This window comes from Pseudomonas sp. FP1740, from assembly GCF_030687165.1.
GTDB lineage: Bacteria > Pseudomonadota > Gammaproteobacteria > Pseudomonadales > Pseudomonadaceae > Aquipseudomonas.
The window spans coordinates 3,387,115-3,410,675 of sequence record NZ_CP117461.1 but is presented as its reverse complement, the minus strand read 5'-3'; the positions used below and the strand labels follow the sequence as shown (position 1 = coordinate 3,410,675).

Below are 23,561 nucleotides of genomic sequence, written 5' to 3'. Positions count from 1 at the left end.
GCCATGAGTCATTCGGATATTGTGCCTCCCGTCCCGGAACCGGGGCGGATTGCGCACCGCAAGTCGAACGACGGCCAGACCCTCTGGGACCGCTGGCTCCCGGGACTGCGTACGTTGCGCGGATACCAAATGATTTGGTTGCGCCACGACCTCGTGGCCGGACTGGTGCTCACCACTATGCTGATACCCGTCGGCATCGCCTATGCGGTGGCATCGGGCGTACCCGGTATTTATGGGCTCTACGCAACGATCGTTCCATTACTCGCTTATGCGTTGTTCGGTCCCAGCCGGATTCTGGTGCTTGGGCCAGACTCTTCGCTGGCTGCCGTCATCCTGGCCGTCGTCTTGCCACTGTCCGGCGGCGATCCGCATCGCGCAATCGCCCTCGCGGGCATGATGGCGATCGTCTCGGGGGTGGTGTGCATCCTGGCTGGCATCGCGCGTCTGGGCTTCATTACTGAGCTGCTTTCCAAACCGATCCGCTACGGATACATGAACGGGATTGCGCTGGTGGTATTGATCAGTCAACTGCCAAAGTTTTTCGGTTTTTCGATCGAAACCGACGGGCCGCTGAGAAATGTATGGGCGATCGCTACAGCAGTGATGGCTGGGAAAACCAACTGGGCCGCGTTCATGGTGGGCGCAGGCACTCTGGCGGTGATCCTGCTACTCAAGGGCAATAAACGCGTGCCGGACATTCTGGTCGCAGTGGCAGGCGCGACCGTTGCCGTTGGTGTACTGGACCTTGCAGCGCGCGCCGGGGTGTCGGTCCTGGGATCGCTCCCACAGGGGCTGCCAGCATTCGCCATTCCCTGGATCACCAGGGCTGATATCGTCCCCGTCCTGATTGGTGGTTGTGCCGTCGCCCTCGTTTCGTTCGCCGACACCAGTGTGCTCTCTCGTGTCTATGCGGCGCGGACTCGTACTTATGTGGACCCGAACCAGGAAATGGTCGGGCTCGGCTTCGCCAACCTTACCGCCGGGCTTTTTCAGGGTTTTCCAATCAGCAGCAGTTCATCCCGGACACCCGTGGCCGAGGCCGCAGGCGCGAAAACCCAATTGACCGGTGTCGTCGGTGCGATCGCCGTTGCCTTATTGCTGATGGTGGCGCCGAACCTGTTGCAGAACCTGCCCACCAGCGCATTGGCGGCAGTGGTGATCGCATCCGCCATCGGCCTGATCGAAGTGACCGACCTGCGACGAATCTATCGCATCCAGCGCTGGGAATTCTGGCTGTCGATCGTCTGCACCATCGGTGTGGTCGTACTGGGCGCGATCGAGGGTATCGGCCTGGCGATCGTGATCGCCGTCATCGAGTTCCTGTGGGATGGCTGGCGCCCGTACTCGGCGGTTCTGGGCAGCCCGGAAAAGATCCGGGGTTACCACGACATCAAGCGCTATCCCGACGCGCGCCTTATCCCGGGCCTGGTTTTGTTTCGCTGGGATGCACCTTTGTTTTTCGCCAATGCCGAGCTGTTCAATGACCGGGTACTGGACGCCGTGGCAACATCGCCTTCGCCCGTGCGTTGGCTGGTTGTAGCGTCGGAACCGGTCACCAGCGTGGACGTAACCTCTGCCGATATGCTGGCTGAACTCGATGAAACCTTGCGTGGGGCGGGTATCAAATTGTGCGTGGCCGAGATGAAGGATCCGGTCAAGGACAAACTAAAGCGATTCGGGCTTTTCGCCAAGCTGGGCGAAACGGCATTTTTTCCAACGATAGACGATGCGGTCGAAAGTTATCTTGTGATTTATCCAGTGGGTTAGCCCGCGCCAATGAGCTTCGCAGGCGGGATTTCCCGGGAAAGCAAAGCGCTCGTGGACGCTCGGCTTTCACAGAGCGAATGCCGGAAGGCTGTGCTTGAACCGGGTGCGCGGGTTGCCGGTGGCTTTCATCAAGTCCGTGTTGACCTGGTACGGCAGCAGTCGCTTGATACGTTCGGCCCAGGCTTTACCAAGTGAGGTTCATCGTGCTGATCGAGAGGCGGACTACGGGAAATCGTTCCCGGCCATAAAGGACGGTTTGTAATCATTTCCAGAGAGTGCGGGGCATTGATTCGGGAGTTCAATCTCTCGACAAAAGACTCGGCACCATCAAGGCTGCGGAAGCTCGCCATCCACAGACCCATGTGAACCCACCAACAATTCTGTGCGGGGTCTTTTTCAACATAAATCTTCATTGACGGCGCTCCAAAAAGGCAGGAATCAATCATCCTGATGTGTGCAGGCTCATCCTTTGCTTTCTGAGTACGCTGGCGGTGAGCAATCCATGGCATTGCGTCGTTGCGTGCTCGACAAGCGTGGGCGCGATCAACCGGCAAACTATTGATCAGGATCAACTATCCTGGTCTGTTTGCCCGCGGCCTGATGCCGTGCGTCGGACAGCGACTGTCTAGCATGCCGATTGGGTTGTAGATGGGCCATCGGGACGTGAAACATGATGTTGGCGTAGCACGGATGGTAAGGCTCAGTGTCGGGCCGTCCTCCATGCTTCACTACTTTGCACATTCACTTCAGGCGTCATCTCCGGGTGCATTTTATTGACCATTAATAGTGCGTCGGTATTCATCAATGCGCCGCGCTGGACGCCTTGTATTACAAGCAGAATAAAAACAGTGAGTAGGAATTTCCCGCTTGTAGGGCATAAAACTCAAATCAGTTGCCAAATGCACCATTTTCGTCCGATCCAGAGTTGTGCAAGTTACAAGTGGAAAAACCGTTTCAGTAGTCTTATCGATTTTCGTCTCAAAAATGAAATGATGTGTCGCAATTCAGGCTTGTCGGAGGGTTTTTAAGGTTTTTATCGGTCGTAACAATAGTTGGGCACAGCCCTTGCAAAAGTACTTTCAAGCCACCGCTAGTGTGGTTTTTCATCGAAAAAAAATTATGGGGGAACGTTATAAATGGGGCGCCAGAAATCAAACCGCAAAGGCCAAGTCTCTGGCGTCGGAACGCGTCAAGAGGTTGCCGAATTCACGCGGAATTTGTTTCCAAATGAGACAGGAAGTTAACGACGCACACTGAGGTGCTCAACAGAAACAGTACTCACTAAAACAACGTAAGGCCTGATTTTATTGAAATAGCGAAGTTATAAGAAAATGCCGTCTGTATTGCGGCAAGGAGTAGGGTATGTCCCGAGCTTTTTTTAACGAAATGTATGATGCGAGTGGTGGCTGCCGCCCACATTACCAGGAGTTCGCGCGTTGGTTGGCGGACACACCTCTGGAGTTGCTGGATCAACGTCGTCGCGAAGCCGACCTGTTGTTCCACCGAGCCGGCATCACCTTCACCTTATACGGGGACGAGCAGGGCACCGAACGGTTGATTCCGTTCGACATCATTCCGCGCAGCATCAAGGCCAGCGAATGGCAAATGGTCGAGAAGGGCTGCATTCAACGGGTCCAGGCATTGAACATGTTCCTGGACGACATCTACCACGGGCAACGTATTCTCAAGGAGGGCATCATTCCGGCCGAACAGGTGTTGGCCAATGAGGGTTATCAGGTCGCCATGCAGGGCCTGAATCTGCACCGGGGCATCTACGCCCACATCGCCGGGGTCGATCTGGTCCGCGACGGCGATGGCAGCTACTACGTATTGGAAGACAATCTGCGCACTCCCAGCGGCGTCAGCTACATGCTTGAAGACCGCAAGATGATGATGCGTTTGTTCCCCGAACTCTTCGCCGCCCAGCGTGTGGCGCCCATCGATCACTACCCGAACCTGCTGCTGGACACCTTGAGGAGCTCCAGTCCGCTGGACAATCCTACGACCGTGGTGCTGACCCCGGGCCGCTTCAACAGCGCTTACTTCGAGCATGCGTTCCTGGCCCGTGAAATGGGCGTGGAACTGGTTGAAGGCGCAGATCTGTTTGTCCGCGACGATCACGTCTATATGCGCACCACCGCTGGCCCCAGACAGGTGGACGTCATTTACCGCCGTCTCGACGATGCGTATCTCGATCCACTGTCGTTCAACCCGGACTCCATGCTCGGCGTACCGGGCCTGATTGCCGCTTACCGCTCAGGCAACGTGGTGCTGGCGAACGCCGTCGGCACCGGCGTGGCCGACGACAAGTCGATCTATCCCTATGTCGGCGACATGATCCGCTTCTATCTTGCCGAGGAACCGATCCTCAAGAACGTGCCTACCTGGCAATGCCGCAAACCGGAAGAGTTGTCCCATGTGTTGGCGAATCTGCCTGAGCTGGTGGTCAAGGAAACCCAGGGCTCCGGTGGCTACGGCATGCTGGTCGGCCCGGCGGCCACGGCGGCGGAAATCGAAGACTTCCGCGCGCGCCTCAAGGCACGCCCCGAAGCTTATATCGCCCAACCAACCCTGTGCCTGTCGACGTGCCCGACCTTTGTCGAAAACGGCATCGCTCCACGCCACATTGACCTGCGCCCGTTTGTGCTGTCGGGCAGAGAAACCCGTCTGGTGCCCGGTGGCCTGACCCGCGTGGCATTGCGCGAAGGCTCGCTGGTGGTGAACTCGTCTCAGGGCGGCGGCACCAAAGACACTTGGGTAGTGGAGGACTAAGACATGCTTTCAAGAACCGCTTCGGACCTCTACTGGATGTCCCGTTACCTGGAGCGCGCCGAAAACCTGGCGCGCATGCTCGAAGTCAGTTACTCGTTGTCGTTGATGCCTCAGGCGGGGCGTACCGATGGCCGCGCCGAACTGGCAATGTCGCTGCTCGCCGCCGGTACGCTGGACGATTACAACGAGCGTTATGGAGAGCTCAACACCGAACGCATGTTGCACTTCTTCGCGCTGGATGAAACCAACCCCGGGAGTATCTATTGCTGTTTGCAAGCCGCGCGAGCCAATGCTCATGCCGTGCGCGGACGCATCACCGCCGACATGTGGGAGAACATCAACGCCACCTGGCTGGAGATGCGCAACATCGCCAGCAATGGTCTGGCGCGCTATGGCATCAGCCATTTCTGCGAGTGGGTCAAGGAGCGTTCGCACCTGTTCCGCGGTGCGACCTCGGGCACCATCATGCGCAACGATGCCTACTGCTTCATTCGCCTGGGGACTTTCCTTGAGCGGGCAGACAACACGCTGCGCCTGCTGGATGCACGCTACGAAATGTTCGGCGAGGAGTCGGAGGAGGTGAGTGACAACTCCGCGCGCGGCTACTACCAGTGGAGTGCCTTGTTGCGGGCCTTGTCGTCCTTCGAGGCGTTCAACGAGATCTACCGCAATGCGCCGGGCGCCGAGCAGGTCTCCGAGATGCTGTTGTTGCGCAGCGACGTCCCGCGTTCGTTGCATGCCTGTATCGAGGAACTGGACCATATACTCGCCAGCCTGCCGGGCAGCAACGGGCGGGCCGCCCAGCGATTGGCCGCCGAGTTGAATGCTCGGCTGCGCTACACCGGTATCGACGAGATTCTAGGCTTCGGTCTGCACCTTTGGCTGACTGACTTCATCTCCCAGGTTCGCCATCTCGGCCAGACCGTTCACGAGTCCTATCTGGAGGCCGTATGAAACTGTCCATACGTCACGACACCACCTACAGCTACGCCGATGAAGTCTGCACCAGCATTCAGTTCCTGCGTCTGACGCCGCAGAACAGTGAACGCCAGCGCATCCTGGAATGGCACCTGGAACTGCCGCGCCTGGTGCGCAGCCAGTTTGATCCGTACGGCAACATCCTGCATGTGTTGACGATGGACGAACCCCATGGGGCCTTGGTACTGACAGCTTATGGTCAGGTGGATATCGACTCGGACCGTGAGCTGGAGCGCGACAGCCAATCGCCTTTGCCGTTTTTGCGCACCAGTAAGCTGACGATAGCGGACGATGCCCTGAATGCCTTCGCCGTGCAGCACTGCGGCATACGGCGTGATCGAATGGCGTTGATCGACCTGATGCACGGCCTGGCCGACCATATGGTCTACAACCCGGGCGCAACCACCGTGGACACCACGGCCGCCGAGGCGTTTGCGGGCGGAGGCGGGGTCTGTCAGGACCACGCTCACGCCTTCCTGGCCTGCGCCCGTAGCCTGGGGATTCCTGCGCGTTATGTCTCCGGTTACTTGTGCACCGAAGATGAAAACCACTTGGCCAGCCATGCCTGGGCCGAAGCCTGGCTCGACGATGGTTGGTACAGCTTCGATGTCACCAACCGGCTGTCCCGGCCCGAACGCCATCTGAAACTGGCGGTGGGCCTGGACTACCTCGACGCCTGCCCGGTACGTGGCATGCGTCGTGGTGGCGGGGCCGAGTCGATGCTGGCGCGGGTACAGGTAACGTCGCTGTTTCAGGTTCAGCACCAATAAGCCTGAAATGTTCACCGCAATTGGCCATGCCGTCGGGGAGACGGTATGGCCTTTCATCCAGAATTCACGAGTAAGCGCAAATGACTTATTGCGTCGCTATGCACCTGGCCGACGGTATGGTGTTCATCTCCGACTCACGGACCAATGCCGGTATCGACCAGATTTCAACGTTTCGTAAGTTGTTTATTTTCAGCACGCCGGGCGAGCGGCTGATTGTGTTGCAAACGGCGGGCAATCTGGCCACCTCGCAGTCGGTGGTGAACTTGCTCAAGCAGCGTTGCAGCGGGCCTGGCTCGCACCTGTTGAATGTCCGCACACTCTATGACGCCACTGTGCTGGTGGCCGAAACCGTTCGCGAAGTCGTCGCCCGGGACCGTACCAAGTTGGCCGGCAAGACCGACTTGAGTTGCTCTTTTCTGGTGGGCGGGCAGATCGCGGAGGGGGCGATGGATGTGTACAGCATTTACCCGCAAGGCAACTTCATTCAGGCGACGGAGGACACGCCATTCCTGCAATTGGGTGAAAGCAAGTACGGCCGACCGATACTCGATCGCAACCTCACGTACCGCACATCACTCGAAGAGGGCCTGCGCTGCGGGCTGATCTCGTTCGACTCGACCATGCGCAGTAACCTGTCAGTGGGCATGCCACTTGACCTGCTGGTGTACAGGAAAGACAGTTTTGCCAGCGCGAAAAGTTATCGCATTACGGCTGATGACCCGTATTTTATGCGTATCCGTATGCAGTGGGCTGCCGGACTGCAGGACATGCTTGCCGCATTGCCGGCGCCGCCTGACGCTTACATGTCGGGGGGCTGCCAATAAAGCGCTGACTCTGCGTCAGCGCTGAAGTAAAGCGGCCGGGCCAGCGATTACCAAGTGCGCGATATCGTGATGTCGATTGGCTAAAGCAGCGGAATGCTGTAGCTCACGATCAAGCGATTCTGGTTCTGGTCACGCGCCGCCTCGCTGTTGGACTTGCCGTTACGCCATCCAAATCCGACACCTTTAAGCGTGCCGGACTGAATCACATAGTTCAGATCATGCCCACTACGGACGCGACGCCAGAGGAGATTTTAGAACAGGCTGAGCGGGTAGGGCTCTCTCGGATTGAGGCAGAGGGGCATTCCAGTTGACCTAGGCTCACCCACCTTTCGTCAGCGAGATCAGCAACCCTTGTTGACAGAAAAATGCATCAGGAGAATACTCGCCTCAAGATTCATATATATGACTAGATAACAAGGTGAATAAAGTCGATGAACTCCTTATCCAGTGATGTCCGGCTACCGCTTTATCAGCGCCTGCGAGATCAGTTGGCTGAACAGATTGCCAACAATCGTTGGCGTCCCGGGGAGGCCATTCCCACCGAGGCTGCACTTTCAGCGGAGTACCAACTGTCCACTGGCACCGTACGCAAAGCGGTTGACGCGCTGGTCAGTGAGGGCGTTCTTGAGCGTCAGCAAGGTCGAGGCACCTTCGTTCGCCGGCCGCAGTTTCAATCGTCACTGTTCCGATTTTTCCGCTTCCAGACCGCTGCGGGCGAGCGCCAGGTGCCGGAGAGTCGCATCTTGTCGATTGAGCCGGTGGCCGCACCCTCGGCGGTGGCCCAAACGTTAGGCCTGCCAATCGACGCACCGGTTATTCGCATTGTTCGCGTACGTCTTCTCGATGTTCAGCCGGTACTTGCCGAAGAAATCTGGCTACCTCGCAGCCGGTTTCAGCCGCTGCTGGAGATCGACCTGAGTCGAAAAGGGCCGCTGTTGTATCCGATTTACGAAGAAGTCTGCGGTCAGGTCGTCGCTTCTGCCGAAGAAACACTCACCGCCGAGTCTGTAAACGACGTGCATGCGCGATTGCTGCAAGTACCGGTCAACAGTCCCGTGGTGGTAATCGAGCGTCTGGCGCGTGACTACGCCGGGACGCCTCTGGAATGGCGTCGCTCCCGTGGGCATGCCGAGCATTTCCGTTACAGCGTGGATATTCGCTAGCGCCTTGCCTCAATAGCGGATCGCTCATCGGCGCCTGATCTGCGCCGTCTTCATCGTCTTGCTTGCCATGCCTGGCCTCGTAGCGGCGCGGTTTGCTTTCGGCTGCCTCACGTTTCACTTATAAGGATAAGAAATCATGTTCAGCTGGTATCGCCAAGTCACTCCTCGGGAGCGCAAAACGTTTTGGGCCTGCTTCGGCGGATGGTCGCTGGATGCTCTGGAAGTACAAATGTTCGGCCTGGCCATTCCGGCATTGATCGCTGCGTTCGCACTGACCAAGGGCGATGCCGGGCTGATCAGCGGCGTCACGCTGGTCACTTCGGCCATCGGCGGATGGGTAGGGGGGACGTTGTCCGACCGCTACGGCCGGGTGCGTACGTTGCAGTGGATGATTCTGTGGTTCTCCTTCTTCACCTTTCTGTCCGCCTTCGTCACAGGGTTCCATCAGTTGCTGATGGTCAAGGCACTGCAAGGCTTCGGCATTGGCGGTGAGTGGGCCGCCGGCGCGGTATTGATGGCCGAAACCATCAACCCGAAATACCGCGGCAAAGTGATGGGCACTGTGCAAAGTGCCTGGGCGGTCGGTTGGGGGCTGGCGGTCGGGGTATTTGCGCTGATTTATACAGTCGTACCGCAAGACATGGCCTGGCGTGTGATGTTTATTGTAGGCCTGCTGCCCTCGTTCTTGATCCTCTGGGTACGGCGTAATGTCGAGGAGCCTGACAGCTTCCAACGTTTGCAGAAAGCACACGCCATTCCGCAGAGCTTCTTCAAATCCCTGGCCGGTATTTTCCGACCTGAACTGCTCCGCGTAACGCTGTTCGGCGGGTTGTTGGGCTTGGGCGCACATGGCGGATACCACGCGGTGATGACTTGGCTGCCGACATTCCTCAAGACCGAACGCAACCTGTCGGTGTTGAACTCCGGTGGCTACCTGGCCGTGATCATCTTTGCCTTCTGGTGTGGCTGCGTTGTTAGCGGATTCTTGATCGACCGTATTGGCCGCCGCAAAAACATCGTGCTGTTCGCCCTGTGCTGTGTGGTTACCGTGCAGTGCTACGTGTTCCTGCCCCTGACCAATACCCAAATGCTGTTCCTCGGTTTTCCGCTTGGCTTCTTCGCGGCGGGCATTCCGGCCAGCCTCGGTGCACTGTTCAATGAGCTGTACCCGGCGGATGTGCGCGGCGCTGGCGTTGGGTTTTGCTACAACTTCGGCCGAGTGCTCTCTGCGGTGTTCCCGTTTCTGGTCGGCCATATGAGTGACTCCATGTCGCTGGGCTCGGCCATTGGTATTGACGCCGGGATCGCCTATGGCGTGGCGGTAGTCGCGGCCCTCTGCCTGCCGGAAACCCGTGGTCGCAGTCTCGAAGCTACAGCCTCATCCGTCCCGGTTAACGGCGAGAGCGCCCGGGCGTGATGATCCTTACTTGCGATAGATGAAACCTATGTCTGATACCTGTTCAACATCGATCACTGGCATCGATTCCCATGCTCATGTCTTTAGTCGGGGACTAAGCCTGGCCGCTACACGGCGCTACGCCCCTGACTACGATGCCACGCTTGCCGAGTATCTGAACCACCTGGGTAACCATGGTTTGAGTCATGGCGTATTGGTGCAGCCGAGCTTTCTCGGTACCGACAATAGCTACCTGCTGGCGGCGTTGAGGCAAGCGCCGGAGCAGTTGCGAGGCGTGGTCGTGCTGGAGCCAGGCGTCAGTCGCGCGATGTTGGATGAGATGGATCACCTGGGCGTGGTCGGCGTTCGCTTGAACCTGATGGGTAAGGCGTTACCTGATTTTCGTAACAGTGCCTGGAGAGAGTTTTTCAGCCACATTGCTGATCTTGACTGGCATGTCGAGTTGCATCGGGAGGTAAAGGATCTGCCGGGACTGATCCATCAATTGACGCCGTTCGGTTTGAAGTTGGTGATTGATCACTTTGGTCGGCCGGATGCCAATTCGGGCGTCGATCAGCCCGGCTTTTGCGAGTTACTGGAGTTGGGATCGAAAGGTTCGATCTGGATGAAGGTATCGGGAATCTATCGTTTGGGAGGTACGCCGCAACAGAACATCAATTTCGCTCGAATGGCATTACCGCTGCTGGAACAAAGTTTCGGCCTTCGCCAGCTTGTATGGGGCAGCGACTGGCCGCACACGCAGCATGAGCAAAGCATCGGCTTCGGCACAGTAATCGATCAGCTGCAAGCCCTGGCGTGTTCGACGCAGCTTAGTTATTCGTTGCTGGTGCAAGCACCTCGAAGGCTATTCGGTTTTGCGAAAGGCGAAAGCTGAAACTTACGCGTGCATTAGCAGATAACCATTCATCTCACCCATTTATAACGAAAACATACAGAAAGCTTGAAGTGTGACGTTGCAGTCAAACCTCTCGTGCCGCATCGAGAAGTTCTGCACTGGGTCAGCCTATTCCAATTACAAGAGAGTTGTTTCCATGAACAAGCCATCCAATGATGAAATTGAAAGTTCGACGATGCGCAAGTTGGGGTTTCGCCTGATTCCCTTTCTTGTACTCTGTTATTTCATCGCCTACATCGACCGAGTCAATATAGGCTTCGCTGCCCTGACAATGAACCAGGACATCGGCCTGACGGCCAGTGCGTTCGGATTCGGCGCCACGCTGTTTTTCGTTGCTTATGTACTTTGCGAAATGCCCAGCAACATGGCCATGGAGCGTTTCGGTGCCCGGCGGTGGATCGCGCGTATCATGATCACTTGGGGGATCGTCGGGTTCTGTTCGGCATTTGCGGTCGGGCCGATATCCTATTCGATTTCCCGCTTTCTCTTGGGTGCAGCCGAAGCCGGTTTCTTTCCCGGCGTCATTCTTTACCTCACGCAGTGCATCCCCAAAGCATACATGGCTCGAATAGTTGCGCTGTTCATGGTGGCGATACCACTTTCCAACTTTCTCGGCTCACCTGTGTCGGCACTGCTGTTGCAAATGGACGGCCTGGCAGGCCTCAAGGGATGGCAGTGGTTGCTTATGCTTGAAGCAATTCCCGCCATCACTCTGGGATTGCTCGCGCTGAAGGTATTGCCAAATCGACCAAGCGAAGCGAAATGGTTGACTCAGCAGGAACAGGATTGGCTGAGCGAGCAACTGATCAGCGATAAGGCCGCGCGGGAAAGTCGTATTCCTCAACACGCTCATAGCATAAGCGGCACCCTCAAAGCCGTGTTTACTAACAAATATGTATGGGTACTTTCGATTATCTACATGGGCAGTTCGGCAACCAGCAATACGCTGTCGCTGTGGATGCCGCAGATCCTGAAGTCCTTCCATCTGTCCAACATGCAAACGGGTCTGCTGAACATGATTCCGTTCGGCATGGCCGCCGCTTTCATGATTTTCTGGGGACTGCGTGCGGACAAGAGCGGGGAGCGGATCAAGAGCACTGCTATACCGCTGGCCATTACTGCAGTGAGCTTCGCGGCTACGCTGTTCACGGACTCCCTGACCATCACGCTGATACTGCTGACGCTCGTATTGATGGGCAACTATGCGATCAAGGGGCCGTTCTGGGCACTTTGTTCCGAATCCCTGCCGCCGGCGACTTTGGCCACCGGGATTGCAGCGATCAATACCTTTGCCCACTTGGGTACGGGTGCCATGAGTTCAGTGATCGGGGTACTGCATGATCAGACCGGGAGTTTTCCTATCGCACTGATGCCGCTCTGTGCATTGACCGCGATCGGTTCACTGTTGGTGTTTCTAATTGGCAAACAGAACCGTCGTGCGAAGCAAATCGCTACGGTCAGCAGTTAACTCATTCCTGCTGAGGAGGCTTGGAATTGGCGGGCCTCCTCAATGAGCACGTAAATTGCCCCGGAAGCCAAACGAAAGGCGATGGTGTCTTTCTGGGTGCCGCGCAGAACCGCGCAATGTTGGACTCCCAGGCCATACCGAAGATTGCTTGGTACGACATCGTTTTAACCGGTAACAGAGCATTAAATGAAGTCATGCTTCCAGGCGATCTTCCAATCCAGGAATGCTCAACCAGTCGGAGCGAGCAGTTCCGCTTGCCGGAAAAGGCGCCTAAATTTGGCGACTGATTCATACTTAAATAGTTTTTCAGAGCAATGCTGGGCGCAGGGATTGCTGAGAGCCTAATTTTCGACGGCGTCGCTTGGGCGTTGATCATATGGCTGTCCTTGAAATTCGTGCACCAACACCATGCAGAAAGCTGCAGATTTCACACAGCGTCGTGATTGGTGACATTCCTATATTCGTCGTTCTCGCAGAACGATCAGGCACGACGAACGCTGCAAGGACAGCGCTAGAGATTGGAGAAATCAATTGACTGCCGGACAGGTGATCTGAAAGCAAATCCGTCAATGAGAGACAAAGGCTCGATTCACACGATGACGTATGAAGACTGACGGGCATGTTTAAATAATATTTTCCAGAGCAAGACTGGGGCGTAGGGGCTCGATAAGAGCCTGATTTTACTGCCGTTTCGTATATAGCTGTTTATTCGCATATTTAAAAAATCTCGACAGCTCTAATCGCGGCAGCGTGTGTTGGGCTAATCTTGAAACACAATGTTACGTGTAATGTATATTATGTTAAATGTTGGATCATGTCGTAGATGTTCATGAGCTGCCTAAGCCACTGATTCGACAAATCTGCTTCTGACGCCCACTCTCTCAATGGGCCATGCCCTTCGTGTTCATGGTGAGTCATTCATGAGGTGGCTGCCGATGAAACTGATTCAGTGCCGTTTCTCTTCAGGTCAGCGTGTGTCGCTGCTCGTGCAAGCTGGTCACGCAGCGCCGTTGCCCATACTCATTCCGTTCATCTACGTCCAACTCAAGCTCAGGCACCGCGCTTACAACACAGCTGCGGCGCACCTGCGCGCGATCCAGGCTTTCTACACCTATGCCAAAAGCCGTGACCTCAATATTGATGGCGCCATCTTGGCCTGTCACTTCGAGTCGATTCTGGCTTTACTGGACGGTTACGCCATCTGGCTCCAAAGCGGCCGTCAAGCCGACGACCTGGTCGCCCAAATCGACACAGCTGCAACGGTACCTTTTCTTCAGATCGATCCGCGCACCCGTGACCAGTACCTGCGGCTGTTAAAGCAGTACCTGTCCTGGTGTGTCACCCGCTACATCCCGCGCGAGTCAAAACTCAACCACCCGGGCGAACATCGAGGTTGTATTTGCAGATGTCGCCGACGTCATTGAACGACGCTTTGAAAGCCATATCATCAATGTTCGTCCCGACCACGCTCGTTACCGCAGCCTGACAGATACGCAACTCCAGATCCTTTGATCCACTCATTTCGGAACGCCAAGCGCCGGATGATTTGCAGGACTGCTCATACCTACAGCGCAGTTATGGATTCGCGCTCAGAAAGTATGATTTGAAGGCGATCAAAGTTAAGTCGTCGACATTCAGTCTCGGCGCCTTCTCGAGACTCATAGGTAGTCTTCAGACGTAGTTTCTCTTCGCTACCATAGATGTTGAAACCTTTCGGTGCAGTCTGGCAGTAGAGCGCGCTCCGTTACGCATTGATCCTGTTTCTGTTTGGATTGTAGGAACAACAACGAATCTCAAAATCATTTTCAGGCCCTCTCCTATATTGTCTTGCGGTTTGGTGGTCGCCGCGGTAATCGATAGGCATTCCAACAACAATTTGACGTGGAGCGACGACGTTTGGAATTAAGACAACTGCGATATTTCGTAAAAATCCTCGAACACGGCAGCTTGGGACGCGCAGCTCTTGAACTGGACGTCGGCGTATCAGCCCTTAGCCAACAGATCGCGAAACTTGAAAGTGAGCTGTCAACCCGCCTCCTTAATCGCACCACTACTGGCGTCACACCTACCAGCTCCGGTATGGCGTTCCTGCACCATGCCCAGCTGTGTTTGCGGCAAGCCGAAAATGCGATCATGGCCGCTCACCGTGGGCGAATGAGTGGGTACGTCACCGTCGGAATGGCGCCCACGACTGCCACTGTTCTTGCCCTGCCATTGATCAACGCGATGCGAGAGCGCTACCCGGATATCCAATTGCACCTGGTCGAAATGCTATCCGGGCATTTGGCCACGCAACTCAATGCTCGCCAGATCGACCTGGCCATTCTGTTTCAACTCGAAGGTGGTAAGCGCTGGAGCGTGACACCGCTGCTCGACGAAAAACTATTTGTCATCAGCTCACCGCACCTGCCCCACGCACCACAAGGAACCAGCGTGCAACTGGCGGATCTGGGGCAACTTCCACTGGTAATGCCGAGTGCGCAACACGGTTTGCGTTCTACGCTGATGGTTGCGTTTGAACGTTCGGGATTGGCTCCCAACATCATCATGGAAGTGGATGGTCTTGCCGTATTGATGAACGCCGTACGCGCAGGTCATGCTGCCACCATCCAGCCCGGTGCGGCAGCAGCGCTCAAAGGTGAGTCGGGACTTTCAGTGGTGGAAATTTCCGATGCTCACGTAGGTCGACGAAACCTGCTGGCGACACTGCCTGATGATGAGCTGTCTCCCGCTGCTCTGGCGGCGCGACTGGTTATCACCGATGTCGCTCGACAGTTGGTCGTTGATCAGCAATGGCCGGGAGCGTCGTGGATTGAGGACGTCGCGTCATGATCCCGGCGCACCCTCTTCCCGGTTTCCAATACTGGGGTGTCCGCACCAAAGCCTTTACGAAAACTAAACACCCCCACTCATTTCGCGCCTTTCGACAATAAGCTGACAGCTCTACCTTCTCCCCTCTCGCGAGGAGCACTTCGTTCATGCCTCCTTGCGATTGAGGAGTGATGATGATCGACGTATTAGTAATTGGCGGCGGCAATGCCGCCTTGTGTGCAGCGTTGATGGCGCGAGAGGCTGGCGCTAGCGTGATGCTGCTGGAGGGCGCACCGAAAATCTGGCGTGGTGGCAACTCGCAACACACCCGAAACCTGCGATGTATGCACGACGCACCGCAAGATGTGTTGGTCGATGCCTATCCCGAAGAAGAATATTGGCAGGATCTGCTGAAAGTCACCGGTGGGATTACTAACGAAAAGCTTGCACGTATTGTCATCCGCGCCTCGTCGAACTGCCGTGACTGGATGCGCTCCCATGGTGTGCATTTTCAGCCGTCGTTGTCTGGTGCCCTACATGTTGCGCGCACCAATGCGTTTTTCATGGGCGGCGGCAAAGCGTTGGTTAACGCGTACTTCCGCAGCGCCGAGCGGCTGGGCGTAAAGATCCGCTACAACGCTCAAGTCACCGACATCGAGTTGAAGGACGGAGCATTCGTCGCAGCCCACATCGGTGAACGTGAGGTCAATGGTCAGCGTTTGCCCGCCGAGCGGATCCAGGCCAAGACATGCGTTCTGGCGGCTGGCGGTTTCGAGTCGAACCGCGAGTGGCTCCGTGAGGCTTGGGGTCAAAACGATCGCGGAGAATGGCCGTCAGACAATTTTCTGATTCGCGGGACACGCTTCAATACTGGTGTACTGCTTCGGCGCATGCAGAGCCTGGGCGCCGATTTTATCGGTGACCCAACCCAAGCGCACATGGTGGCCATCGACGCCCGTGCGCCCCTGTATGACGGTGGTATCTGTACCCGTATCGATTGCGTATCGCTGGGCGTGGTGGTCAATCGCGACGGCGAACGCTTTTATGACGAAGGCGAGGATTTCTGGCCCAAGCGCTATGCGATCTGGGGCCGCCTGGTGGCGGGTCAACCCGGTCAACAGGCCTACTCAATCATCGACCAACAAGCCCTCGGCCGTTTCATGCCTCCGGTGTTTCCGGGCACTAAAGCCAACTCTCTGCAAGACCTGGCCCGCCAATTGAAGCTTCCCGTGACGCAATTTGTCAAAACCATCGAGGAATATAACGCAGCCTGCTGCGTCGGCACGTTCGACCACACCGCGCTGGACAATTGCCACACCGAAGGTTTGACACCCGCCAAAACCCATTGGGCCCGCCCATTGGTAAAGCCCCCCTTCTGTGCCTACCCACTTAAGCCAGGCGTGACCTTCACCTATCTGGGGCTGGCTACCGACGATACCGCCGCCGTTCACTTCAACGGCAAGGCTAGCCCCAACCTGTTTGTCGCAGGAGAAATGATGGCGGGCAACGTATTGGGCAAGGGCTATACCGCCGGCATCGGCATGGCCATTGGTACCGCATTCGGTCGCATCGCTGGTGTGCAAGCCGCGGCTGCGGCCGGCTTCCTGACCCCTTCCTCCACGGAGCCCCAACATGCAGCTGTTTGATCCCCAGGCACCGGGTAATTTGATTCCCGTACTCAACCTTGATGAAAGCGAAGTTCAGCGACAAATGACCGTTTGCAATGCCTGCCGTTACTGCGAGGGCTTCTGCGCTGTATTCCCGGCCATGACAAGGCGTCTGGAGTTTTCTCAGGCGGATATCCATTACTTGGCGAACCTTTGCCATAACTGCGGCGCATGCCTGCATGCCTGTCAGTACGCTGCCCCTCACGAATTCGAAATCAATGTGCCCAAGGCCATGGCCAAAGTCCGCCTCGACACTTATGCCGAGTACGCCTGGCCACAGGTGATGGGCAAGTTATACCGGCGCAACGGGTTGGCTCTGGCGCTGGCATCCGGTGCGGGGTTGGCACTGTTCCTCTGCCTCACGTTGATGGTGATGGGCAATCTGTTTACCGCAATGCCGGGGGGGAATTTCTACGGGATCTTCCCGCATAACACCCTGGCACTGATGTTCGGTGCGGTTTTCGGTTTCTCGGTACTTGCGTTAACGATTGGAGTGCGGCGTTTCTGGCGCAACGTTTCACCGGCGGATGCGCCCCAGCAGGAAAAGACAGCCGCTGCACTGGAGGCCACGGCCAACGTCGCCCGGCTCAAATTTCTGGACGGTGGCCATGGCGAGGGCTGCAATAACGCCGATGATCAGTTCACCCAGTGGCGGCGGCGCTTCCACCACTTCACCTTCTACGGCTTCATGCTGTGCTTCGCAGCCACTGGGGTCGCCACGCTCTACCATTTCCTTCTGGACTGGTCGGCGCCCTACCCCGTCTTGAGCTTGCCGGTGATGCTGGGCATCAGCGGTGGGCTCGGGTTGCTGGTCGGCCCTGCGGGTCTGTTGTGGTTGAACCTGCGTCGCAACCCCGAACACGGCGACGAAAACCAGAAACCCATGGATCGCGGCTTTATCGCACTGCTGTTCCTGGTCAGCGCCAGCGGCCTGGCACTCCTGGCGTTCCGTGAAACCGCAGCCTTGGGCCTGTTGCTGGCAATCCATCTCGGCCTGGTCATGGCGTTTTTCCTGACAATGCCCTACAGCAAATTCGCCCATGGCATCTTCCGCAGCGCCGCGCTGCTCAAGTACTCCATCGAAAAACGCCAACCCAACCCGATCAACGCAGGTAGCGACTGATCGGCGATCCATTCATTCCAAAAACAATATTGATCACCACGGTAGCCATGATGAAAACAACAACTCAAGACACCCGATCCAAGGGGTCGAAACTGGGCGCCATCCTGCGGGTCACTAGCGGCAATTTTCTCGAACAGTTCGACTTCTTTCTGTTCGGGTTTTACGCGACCTACATCTCCCAGACGTTCTTTCCTACCACCAGTGAGTTCGCCTCGCTGATGATGACCTTCGCCGTATTTGGCTCAGGATTTCTGATGCGGCCGCTGGGCGCTATCGTGCTGGGGGCGTACATCGACAAGGTAGGGCGGCGCAAGGGATTGATCGTGACGCTGTCGATCATGGCCGCGGGCACGGTCTTGATCGCCTTGGTTCCGGGCTACGCCAGCATAGGCATCGCAGCGCCGATATTGGTGTTGCTCGGGCGACTGTTGCAGGGATTCTCCGCAGGTGCGGAAATGGGTGGTGTTTCCGTGTACCTGGCTGAAATCGCCACGCCCGGACGCCGGGGTTTCTATACCAGTTGGCAGTCGGCCAGCCAACAAGTGGCGATCATTCTTGCGGCTGCGTTGGGCTATACGATTAACGCGTCCATGGAGGCAGCCGACGTTGCAGCCTGGGGCTGGCGTATCCCATTCTTCATTGGTTGCCTGATTATCCCGTTCATCTTCATCATTCGTCGCTCGCTACAGGAAACCGATGCGTTCAAAGCACGCGCGCACCACCCAAGTGCCAATGAAGTGTTTCGCTCGATGCGAGACAACTGGCGAACAGTGCTGGCGGGTGGCTTGCTGGCTTCAATGACCACCACCACTTTCTATCTGATTACCGTCTACACCCCCACCTTCGGAAGGACTGTCCTGAACCTGAGCACCACCGACAGTCTGGTGGTCACGCTCTTCGTCGGCCTGAGCAACTTCATTTGGTTGCCCATCGGCGGCGCACTCTCCGACCGCATCGGCCGTCGCCCCTTGTTGCTGGCGATTTCCTTACTGTGCCTGTTCACCGCTTATCCCGCCATGCATTGGCTGGCCGCGGCGGCAAGCTTTGAACGCCTTCTCGCCGTGCTGTTGTACTTTTCTTTCTTCTTTGGCATTTACAACGGCGCGATGGTTGCGGCTTTGACTGAGGTGATGCCTCAGAACGTACGAGTCGTGGGATTTTCTCTAGCATTCAGTTTGGCGACCGCTTTTTTTGGCGGTTTCACACCGGCCGTATCCACAATCCTAGTGCAGGCAACCGGTGACAAGGCGTCGCCTGCCTACTGGCTGATGTTTGCCGCTTTGTGTGGTTTCACAGCGACGACGATCTTGTATCGCCGGCAAAAGGCAGTGACAGTCAACGCTTGATCAACGAGAGGTTTCGTTGGAGCTCTGGTTTTTAACTGAATAAATCGCTCTACCTTGCCTGCATTGACTCGCTTTTCGTATCAATGCAGGCCTGCCACGCACCTGTCCTGTCCAACACCCTGCCCCCATCGTCCTGATAAAACGCTGGGCAGGCGCGATTGATTCGGTTGGTAGCCATACGCTGGCCAACGTCTGTGCCAGCACTTGTTATGGAGGCACCGTTGCGGCATGCGTGCACTCAGAGTCTAGTGATGTTACCAGTAGCTTCGACAATAGTGACCGCACCACCTCAATTCCATCGATGTCAGCCTGCGCGGATGGATGTGAATAGGCCCGGTTTACCTTCCGAAATTTCCATACAAAGACGTTCTGCTGCCTGAACCACTGTGCTAGCCCAAGAGCTCTATACGGCCTTTAACGAATGATATCGACACCGCCCATGTAGGGTTTGAGCACCTCCGGCACACGGATGGATCCGTCGGCCTCCTGGTAGTTTTCCAGTACCGCGACCAAGGTACGCCCCACCGCCAGCCCAGAGCCATTGAGGGTGTGCACAAGCTCCGGCTTGCCGGTTTCTGGGTTGCGCCAGCGCGCTTGCATGCGACGGGCCTGGAAGTCACCGCAGTTGGAGCAAGAGCTGATCTCACGGTATTTGCCCTGGCTTGGCACCCAGACTTCCAAGTCGAAGGTTTTGACGGCGCTAAACCCCATATCGCCGGTGCACAGAACCAAAACACGGTATGGCAATTCGAGCGCCTGCAACACACGCTCGGCACAAGCTGTCATGTCTTCCAAAGCCTCCATGGACTTCGCAGGCTCAACCACCTGAACCATCTCGACCTTGTCGAACTGATGCTGTCGGATCATTCCTCGATTGCGCCAGTGCGCGGTGCAGGCGCGCCATCGGGCCGTGCAAAACGGAAAAGCGAGCGCCAGACAGCTTGGCTGCGGCCTCAAAGTCCTTGATCCCGTGGGATTCGGCATCGTCCGGAACTACAAGCTTACGACGGCTCGAGCATATGGCGAGCCGCCCAAAGTAACACCACCCCACCAGCTACACTCATTCGATACATTTCCACGCCGAGACTTCGACCATGGCGACCAAAACCGCAATCGTATTCGCTGGCGGCGGCAGCTTGGGTGCGGTGCAGGTGGGGATGTTGCGGGCCTTGGTCGAGGCCGATGTTCGATTCGACATGGTGGTTGGCGCTTCGGTAGGCGCTATCAACGGTGCCTACTTTTCCGCAAGGCCCGATTCCGATGGCGTCGAGGCGCTCGCTGGGTTCTGGCGTGGGCTGAGTAAAACGGACATCTTTCCCCTCTCCTGGCTCGACACCTGTAGAGGACTGCTCAAACGGCGTGGTTTTCTGTTGCAGCCGGCGGCCTTGCACCGATTGCTGGGTCAGGCACTGCCCATTCATCGCATTGAGGATGCGGCGCTGCCCCTGCACATCGTCACCACCGACCTGCTCAGTGGTGCCGAGACGGTTTTGTCCAGTGGTGAACTTGAGCAGGCGTTACTGGCCAGCGCTGCCATCCCACTGGTGTTCCCCTGCGTACAAATCGCCGATCGGTTCCTGGTTGACGGCGGCGTGGCAAGCAATACACCTATTTCGACTGCCGTAGCCTTGGGAGCCACCAACGTCGTGGTCATCCCCACCGGGGTCAGTTGCGCCCTGACACAACCGCCCCGAGGCCTGGTCGCCTTGGCCTTGCACACCGTCAATCTGATGAGCATGCGCCAACTGGTGAGCGACATCGAACACTTCCGCACGCTCACCAGCCTGCACATCGTCCCGCCCTTGTGTCCTGTGGATGTCTCGGTGTTCAACTTCGACCAGACCGAGTCTTTGCTGCAGCGTGCCTATGAGCAGACCCTCCGGTGGCTGGAACATGGGGGGCTCGAACGCACCAAGGTACCGGGGGCCCTGACCATCCATTCACATGCCCATGAGCATTGAGAAAAAACATCGGGTGTCACTGGACGAGCAACTTCACCCGATGTAACGGTCGACGGTAATTAGCTACTTTGATGGCTCAACCCATTTCATTGATGCAGACCACTTTGGGCTGCGTCATGTCCTCATAGGCAAACCGGACACCTTCTCGCCCCAGACTTCCGTACTTGAAGCCACCGAAAGGCATGGCATCAAAACGATAATCGGAAGAGTCATTGATCATCACGCCACCGGCTTGAATTTGTCGCGCCAATTTCAAGGCCTTGGAAAGATCACGTGTGAAGAGTCCCGCATGCAAGCTGTACTCCGGAGCGTTGGCCAGAGCAACAGCATCATCCAGGTGGTCAAAAGGCTCCAGGATGACAACCGGCGCGAAGACTTCCTGCTGCCAGATCCGACTGTTATGGCTTACACGCTCCAGCACGGTCGGCGCATAGCTTCCCACTTCGCGATGGTGCCCACACAGAAGAACGGCCCCCTCGGCCAGTGCTTCATTTACCAATTGCTCGGTACGACGGGCCGCCTGTTCCGTAATCATCGGGCCCACATCCGTTGCTCGCTGGTCAGGATCACCCACTACCAAGGCGCGCGTTTGGCTGACAAAACGCTCACGGAAGTCCTCATAAATTGAACTATGTACAAGGATGCGTTGAGTGCCGATGCAATTTTGCCCTGCTGCCCAAAACGCACCAGACACGCAGGACTCAACAGTCGGTTCGATATCGCAATCTTCAAGCACGAGAACCGGGGCATTTCCTCCCAGATCCATCGCTAGCTTCTTCAACCCTGCACTACGAGCAATGGCCTCACCCGTGGCAAAACCGCCCGTAAAGGAAATCATCCGAACTTCACGAACCTCCACCAATGCTTTACCCAGATCGACGCCACCGGTCGCCGGGGTTACCACAGACGGAGGCAGACCCGCTTCCACCAGGCACTCAACCAGCTTGAGAGCAGACAACGGTGCGAGTTCTGAGGGCTTCAGGATCACCGCATTACCACCGGCGATGGCCGGGCCGAGTTTATGGGCGACCAGGTTCAGCGGATCGTTGTAGGGAGTGATCGCGACGATAAGCCCCAACGGTTCTCGAGTGAACCAGCCCTGGCGCGATTCGGAGCCTTCATATGCCTCAAATGGAATCACTTCCCCGGCATTACGACGAGCCTCTTCTGCCGATAGCTTCAGCGTGTTGACACAACGCTTCACCTCCTTCTCTGCTTGTCGCAGCGTCTTCCCCGCCTCTGCAACAATGAGTTTGGCAAACGCTTCAGCCTCAAGCTCTACACGCCGGGCCGCCTCCTCAAGGATGCGTGCACGAAGGTGACGAGGCATTGCCGCACTCTCGCGCACGCCGATTCGCGCGCGTTCCAGCAAGCCAGGAACTGCGGCGGCATCGAGGCAAGGGACACTGCCCACCAGGCGACCGTCGAATGGACTGAACACATCAATCTGTTTGGCTTCAACAAGCTGGATACTGGCCATGCTGGATACGCTCATGACTATCTCCTGTTATTTGCCGTGGGCGGTGTGGATGGCGACGATGTCCGACAGCAATGCGAAGGCTGTTTCGATGCGCCCTGCCCCAGGCCCGGACACTGTGACAGCTCCCAGCAGTTCGGTATTGAATGACACTGCATTCGTAGCGCCGTTGATTCCGGCAAGAGAATGTGAGTTCGACAGTAACCGAGCTTCCACACTCGCTCGAACCGAGCCATCTGCTTCACGATCGGCTGAGCCAATCAGTTTCCAGCTCGCGCCATTGGCACTTGCCTGGGCAATATCTTGTGCGCTGATATTGCTGATACCCGAGCACGCGACATCGCTGACATTCAGTCGTGCGTTGAGCAGTTCGTTGGCCAGGATCACTACCTTGAGGCGTACGTCAAACCCTTCCACATCGGCGGTTGGATCTGCCTCGGCGTAGCCGAGTTGTTGCGCTTGTACGACGGCATCGTTGAATGCCAGCCCGTCTTTCATCCGGGTGAGCACGTAGTTGGAAGTGCCGTTCAGGATGCCTTCGAAGCCTTGCACGTTGGCACCCGCCAAGGCCTGCCTGGCCAGACGAATCACGGGGGTGCCACTCATCACCGCCCCCTCGTATTCGAAGGCGACCTGGTTGCGACGGGCCAACGCCTTGAGCTCGGCACCGTGCAGCGCAATAGGCCCCTTATTGGTGGTCACTACATGAATGCCGCTTTCCAAGGCCCAGCGGCAAAAGGTAGTGGCGGGCTCGCCATCCACCGGATTGGTAAAAGTGGCCTCAGCGATGATGTCTGCACCGGAATGCTTGATCACGGTTTCGTTGAAGGCCTCAGCATTGCCGCCGGGCAGTTGAGCGAATGCGCCCTTCTCAACCGGCAGCGCCACCAACTGCTTTGCATCCAGACCGTCTTTGGCAACGATTGAGCCGAGAAACAGATCGGTGACGCCGACAATTTTAATGGTGAAGCCGAGGGCCTCTTTCCACTCGGCATTACGATCGGCGACCAATTGGGCGAAGCCACGGTTCACGCCACCAAACCCTACCAAGGCAATTTTGTACTCAGTCATAAGCGCTCTGTTCCTATATTGATGTTGTTCGTTAGGAACATCCTAAGAGCC

Annotated in this window: 17 protein-coding genes and 3 pseudogenes; 15 read left to right on the top strand and 5 right to left on the bottom strand. The window is 56.9% G+C overall.

Annotated elements, in window-relative coordinates:
* Positions 1–3 precede the first annotated feature (3 nt).
* The gene (locus tag PSH69_RS15340; RefSeq protein WP_305408936.1) at positions 4–1,767 is read left to right on the top strand and encodes a SulP family inorganic anion transporter; all 1,764 of its coding nucleotides are present in this window, start codon (positions 4–6) and stop codon (positions 1,765–1,767) included.
* 75 nt (positions 1,768–1,842) lie between these two features.
* On the opposite strand, the pseudogene PSH69_RS15335 reads toward PSH69_RS15340, so the two are convergent.
* Positions 1,843–1,953: pseudogene (locus tag PSH69_RS15335) on the bottom strand (ornithine carbamoyltransferase subunit F); the annotation flags it as partial.
* A gap of 1,176 nt (positions 1,954–3,129) precedes the next feature.
* Between PSH69_RS15335 and PSH69_RS15330 the strand changes: the two are divergent.
* The 4 genes from PSH69_RS15330 to PSH69_RS15315 all read left to right on the top strand — a co-directional run bounded on the left by PSH69_RS15330 (position 3,130) and on the right by PSH69_RS15315 (position 7,111).
* On the top strand, positions 3,130–4,539 hold the full coding sequence (locus PSH69_RS15330; protein WP_111453329.1) for a circularly permuted type 2 ATP-grasp protein: 1,410 nt from the start codon (positions 3,130–3,132) through the stop codon (positions 4,537–4,539).
* A 3-nt stretch (positions 4,540–4,542) separates the two neighbouring features.
* Positions 4,543–5,493, top strand: coding sequence for an alpha-E domain-containing protein (locus PSH69_RS15325; RefSeq protein ID WP_019578892.1), 951 nt, complete (start codon positions 4,543–4,545; stop codon positions 5,491–5,493).
* Positions 5,490–6,287 carry a transglutaminase family protein gene (locus PSH69_RS15320; RefSeq protein ID WP_305408935.1) on the top strand — a complete coding sequence of 266 codons (798 nt, stop codon included), beginning with the start codon at positions 5,490–5,492 and terminating at the stop codon, positions 6,285–6,287. Before PSH69_RS15325 ends, PSH69_RS15320 begins: the two co-directional genes overlap by 4 nt.
* 80 nt (positions 6,288–6,367) lie before the next feature.
* Complete coding sequence (locus tag PSH69_RS15315) at positions 6,368–7,111, top strand: proteasome-type protease (RefSeq protein ID WP_305408934.1); 744 nt, start codon at positions 6,368–6,370, stop codon at positions 7,109–7,111.
* An 80-nt stretch (positions 7,112–7,191) separates the two neighbouring features.
* Here the strand turns inward: PSH69_RS15315 and PSH69_RS15310 are convergent.
* Positions 7,192–7,326: pseudogene (locus tag PSH69_RS15310) on the bottom strand (OprD family outer membrane porin); the annotation flags it as partial.
* Positions 7,327–7,542: 216 nt separating this feature from the next.
* On the opposite strand from PSH69_RS15310, the gene PSH69_RS15305 reads away from it, so the two are divergent.
* The 9 genes from PSH69_RS15305 (at position 7,543) to PSH69_RS15265 (ending at position 19,001) form a co-directional block, all read left to right on the top strand.
* Entirely contained in the window at positions 7,543–8,274 is a 732-nt protein-coding gene (locus PSH69_RS15305; protein ID WP_111453331.1) for a GntR family transcriptional regulator, read from the top strand.
* A 136-nt stretch (positions 8,275–8,410) separates the two neighbouring features.
* Positions 8,411–9,691 (top strand): MFS transporter, encoded by a 1,281-nt coding sequence (locus PSH69_RS15300; RefSeq protein ID WP_305408933.1) that lies wholly within the window; start codon positions 8,411–8,413, stop codon positions 9,689–9,691.
* Between the two features lie 28 nt (positions 9,692–9,719).
* Positions 9,720–10,565: an amidohydrolase gene (locus PSH69_RS15295; protein ID WP_305408932.1), complete on the top strand. Its 846-nt coding sequence runs from the start codon at positions 9,720–9,722 to the stop codon at positions 10,563–10,565.
* Positions 10,566–10,722: 157 nt separating this feature from the next.
* Entirely contained in the window at positions 10,723–12,054 is a 1,332-nt protein-coding gene (locus PSH69_RS15290; RefSeq protein ID WP_305408931.1) for an MFS transporter, read from the top strand.
* 935 nt (positions 12,055–12,989) lie between these two features.
* Complete coding sequence (locus PSH69_RS15285; protein ID WP_305408930.1) at positions 12,990–13,478, top strand: hypothetical protein; 489 nt, start codon at positions 12,990–12,992, stop codon at positions 13,476–13,478.
* A 472-nt stretch (positions 13,479–13,950) separates the two neighbouring features.
* On the top strand, positions 13,951–14,886 hold the full coding sequence (locus PSH69_RS15280) for a LysR substrate-binding domain-containing protein (RefSeq protein WP_096374285.1): 936 nt from the start codon (positions 13,951–13,953) through the stop codon (positions 14,884–14,886).
* Between the two features lie 173 nt (positions 14,887–15,059).
* A complete protein-coding gene (gene tcuA, locus PSH69_RS15275) occupies positions 15,060–16,511 on the top strand; it encodes an FAD-dependent tricarballylate dehydrogenase TcuA (protein ID WP_305408929.1) in 1,452 nt (483 codons plus the stop codon).
* The gene (gene tcuB, locus PSH69_RS15270; protein WP_305408928.1) at positions 16,498–17,655 is read left to right on the top strand and encodes a tricarballylate utilization 4Fe-4S protein TcuB; all 1,158 of its coding nucleotides are present in this window, start codon (positions 16,498–16,500) and stop codon (positions 17,653–17,655) included. Before tcuA ends, tcuB begins: the two co-directional genes overlap by 14 nt.
* A 47-nt stretch (positions 17,656–17,702) precedes the next feature.
* Positions 17,703–19,001, top strand: coding sequence for an MFS transporter (locus PSH69_RS15265; RefSeq protein WP_305412835.1), 1,299 nt, complete (start codon positions 17,703–17,705; stop codon positions 18,999–19,001).
* Positions 19,002–19,415: 414 nt separating this feature from the next.
* Here PSH69_RS15265 and PSH69_RS15260 read toward each other — a convergent pair.
* A pseudogene (locus PSH69_RS15260) lies at positions 19,416–19,980 on the bottom strand (aminoacyl--tRNA ligase-related protein); the annotation flags it as partial.
* A gap of 115 nt (positions 19,981–20,095) precedes the next feature.
* Here PSH69_RS15260 and PSH69_RS15255 point away from each other — a divergent pair.
* The gene (locus tag PSH69_RS15255; protein WP_305408927.1) at positions 20,096–20,962 is read left to right on the top strand and encodes a patatin-like phospholipase family protein; all 867 of its coding nucleotides are present in this window, start codon (positions 20,096–20,098) and stop codon (positions 20,960–20,962) included.
* A gap of 76 nt (positions 20,963–21,038) precedes the next feature.
* Here the strand turns inward: PSH69_RS15255 and PSH69_RS15250 are convergent, their stop codons facing one another.
* Both PSH69_RS15250 and PSH69_RS15245 read right to left on the bottom strand, forming a co-directional pair.
* The gene (locus PSH69_RS15250; RefSeq protein WP_305408926.1) at positions 21,039–22,457 is read right to left on the bottom strand and encodes an aldehyde dehydrogenase family protein; all 1,419 of its coding nucleotides are present in this window, start codon (positions 22,455–22,457) and stop codon (positions 21,039–21,041) included.
* Positions 22,458–22,469: 12 nt separating this feature from the next.
* Positions 22,470–23,510 (bottom strand): homoserine dehydrogenase, encoded by a 1,041-nt coding sequence (locus PSH69_RS15245; protein ID WP_305408925.1) that lies wholly within the window; start codon positions 23,508–23,510, stop codon positions 22,470–22,472.
* Between the last annotated feature and the right edge of the window lie 51 nt (positions 23,511–23,561).

Excerpts from the sequence above, each read along its gene's own strand:
- PSH69_RS15245 (WP_305408925.1), bottom strand. The coding sequence starts at position 23,510 with ATGACTGAGTACAAAATTGCCTTGGTAGGGTTTGGTGGCGTGAACCGT.
- PSH69_RS15325 (WP_019578892.1), top strand. The coding sequence starts at position 4,543 with ATGCTTTCAAGAACCGCTTCGGACCTCTACTGGATGTCCCGTTACCTG.
- PSH69_RS15265 (WP_305412835.1), top strand. The coding sequence starts at position 17,703 with ATGATGAAAACAACAACTCAAGACACCCGATCCAAGGGGTCGAAACTG.
- PSH69_RS15285 (WP_305408930.1), top strand. The coding sequence starts at position 12,990 with ATGAAACTGATTCAGTGCCGTTTCTCTTCAGGTCAGCGTGTGTCGCTG.
- tcuA (WP_305408929.1), top strand. The coding sequence starts at position 15,060 with ATGATCGACGTATTAGTAATTGGCGGCGGCAATGCCGCCTTGTGTGCA.
- PSH69_RS15305 (WP_111453331.1), top strand. The coding sequence starts at position 7,543 with ATGAACTCCTTATCCAGTGATGTCCGGCTACCGCTTTATCAGCGCCTG.
- PSH69_RS15340 (WP_305408936.1), top strand. The coding sequence starts at position 4 with ATGAGTCATTCGGATATTGTGCCTCCCGTCCCGGAACCGGGGCGGATT.
- PSH69_RS15320 (WP_305408935.1), top strand. The coding sequence starts at position 5,490 with ATGAAACTGTCCATACGTCACGACACCACCTACAGCTACGCCGATGAA.
- PSH69_RS15250 (WP_305408926.1), bottom strand. The coding sequence starts at position 22,457 with ATGAGCGTATCCAGCATGGCCAGTATCCAGCTTGTTGAAGCCAAACAG.
- PSH69_RS15290 (WP_305408931.1), top strand. The coding sequence starts at position 10,723 with ATGAACAAGCCATCCAATGATGAAATTGAAAGTTCGACGATGCGCAAG.
- PSH69_RS15295 (WP_305408932.1), top strand. The coding sequence starts at position 9,720 with ATGTCTGATACCTGTTCAACATCGATCACTGGCATCGATTCCCATGCT.
- PSH69_RS15315 (WP_305408934.1), top strand. The coding sequence starts at position 6,368 with ATGACTTATTGCGTCGCTATGCACCTGGCCGACGGTATGGTGTTCATC.
- PSH69_RS15330 (WP_111453329.1), top strand. The coding sequence starts at position 3,130 with ATGTCCCGAGCTTTTTTTAACGAAATGTATGATGCGAGTGGTGGCTGC.
- PSH69_RS15255 (WP_305408927.1), top strand. The coding sequence starts at position 20,096 with ATGGCGACCAAAACCGCAATCGTATTCGCTGGCGGCGGCAGCTTGGGT.
- PSH69_RS15300 (WP_305408933.1), top strand. The coding sequence starts at position 8,411 with ATGTTCAGCTGGTATCGCCAAGTCACTCCTCGGGAGCGCAAAACGTTT.
- tcuB (WP_305408928.1), top strand. The coding sequence starts at position 16,498 with ATGCAGCTGTTTGATCCCCAGGCACCGGGTAATTTGATTCCCGTACTC.